Annotated in this window: 1 protein-coding gene; it reads left to right on the plus strand. The window is 73.0% G+C overall.

What is annotated here, in order from left to right:
• Window positions 1-162: 162 nt before the first annotated feature.
• Window positions 163-2238, plus strand: a 2076-nt coding sequence (locus ACM2XV_RS14510; RefSeq protein ID WP_487027446.1) for a molybdopterin-dependent oxidoreductase, incomplete at its 3' end; no start/stop codon positions are given.

A 2238-nucleotide genomic window follows, 5' to 3' on the forward strand; every position in this document is an offset into this window, starting at 1 on the left:
TGCGCTGAGATTCGAGCGGATGCCGGAACAGGGCGTGCTCGCCGACGCCGTACACGACCTCGGCGAGTGGTTCGCCGACCCGCACGGAACGCCGGCGTGGCGGCGCGCGATGGCCGTGCGGCTCGCCGAGGACGTGCGTTCCGAGCTGGAGGGGGCCGCCGCGTGAGGATCACGGTCAACGGGCGCTCGCAGGACATCGAGGCGCAGCCGGGCCAGGTGCTGCGCACGGTGCTGCGCGAGCTCGGCCACTACGAGGTCAAGCGCGGCTGCGACGCGGGCGACTGCGGCGCATGCACCGTGCTGCTCGACGGGCGCGCCGTGAACTCGTGCATCATCCCGGCTCACCGAGCCGACGGCCGCGAGGTGACGACGGTGCAGGGCATCGGCACGGCAGACGAGCCGGCGCCCGTGCAGGAGCGCTTCGTGGCGGCGGGCGGCTACCAGTGCGGCTACTGCACGCCGGGCTTCGTCGTCATGGCGTCGACCCTCGGCGACGAGGAGCTCGCGGATCTGCCGCAGGCGCTCAAGGGCAACCTGTGCCGCTGCACCGGCTACCGCGCGATCGGCGATGCCATCGCCGGCACCCGCAACACGGCGCCGGCCGGCATCAGCAACGGCGACCCGGCCTACGGCCAGGCGGTCGCGCCGCCCGCCGCGCGCCGGGTGGTGAGCGGCGAAGAGGCGTACACCCTCGACGAGGACCCGCCCGAGGGGATGCTGCACCTCGCGGTGCTCGGCAGCCCGCACGCCCACGCGCGCGTGGTCCACCTCGATGCCTCGCGTGCACTCGCGCTGCCCGGCGTGCGCGCCGTGCTGACCGCCGAGGACTCGCCAGCCGTAAGGTTCTCGTCTGCGCGGCACGAGCACCGCGAGGACGACCCCGACGACCAGCTCGTCATCGACACCGTCATGCGGTTCCGCGGCCAGCGCGTGGCCGCCGTCGTCGCCGAGTCGCGGCGCATCGCCGAGCAGGCGTGCGCGCTGATCGAGGTCGGCTACAAGCTGATTCCCGCGGTGTACGACCCCGACGAGGCGCGGCGCGAGGGTGCGCCCCTGCTGCACCCCGAGCGCACCCCGGCCGACCGCGTCGACGACGCGACGCGGAACCTCGTGATCGCCTTCGACGAGGGCGACCCCCGCGACGAGGTCGAGGCGGCGCTGGCATCCGCCCCTCACAGCTACAGCGGGACCTACCGGACGCATCGGGTCACGCACATCGCGATGGAGACGCCCGCCGCGCGCGGGTGGGTCGACGACGGCGGCCGCTACGTGCTGCGCACGAGCTCGCAGGTGCCGTTCCTCGTGCGCGACGAGCTCGCGCACGTCTTCGGCCTCGAGCCCGAGCAGCTGCGCGTGCTCACGGGCCGTGTCGGCGGCGGCTTCGGCAGCAAGCAGGAGATGCTCATCGAGGACCTCGTGCTGCTCGCGATGCTGAAGACGCGCGCGCCCGTGCAGTACGAGTGGACCCGCACCGACACGATGTCGGTCGCGCCGACGCGGCATCCCATGCGCCTCGCGATCACGATCGCCGCCGACCCCGACGGGCGCTTCCGCGCGCTCGACCTCGACGTGCTCGCCGACGCGGGCGCCTACGGCAACCACACGCGCGGCGTTCTGCACCACGCGGTCACCGAGTCGACCGAGGTGTACCACTGGGGGAAGAAGCGCGTGCACGTCGAGGGCGTGTACACGAACAACCTGCCGTCAGGGGCGTTCCGCGGCTACGGGCTGGGGCAGGTGATGTTCGCCGTCGAGTCCGCGATCGACGAGCTCGCCCTGCAGCTCGGGCTCTCGCCTGCCGAGCTGCGCCGGCGCAACATGATCACCGCCGACGACCGCTTCATCGCCGAGACGTTCGACGACCTGGCGATCGGCAGCTACGGGCTCGATCAGTGCCTCGACTGGGTCGAGGCGCAGCTGGCCGCAAGCGCGTCGCCGTCGTGGGAGCCCCGCGGGCTGCCGCTCACGACCGTCAGCCGGCCGTCGGGGCCGGAGTGGGCCGAGGGCACGGGGCTCGCGATCGCGATGATCGCGACGCTGCCGCCCCGGGGCCACTTCGCCGAGGCATCCGTGAGCGTCGGGCACGACGGGACCTACGTGGTCTCTGTCGGCACGAGCGAGTTCGGGAACGGCACGACCACAGCGCACGTGCAGTTCGCGGCGACCGCGCTGAACACGGACGCCTCACACGTGCGCGTGCGCCAGTCGGACACGGATGTCACCGGGTACGACACCGGC

The organism is Gryllotalpicola sp. CP2-P1 (assembly GCF_057512245.1).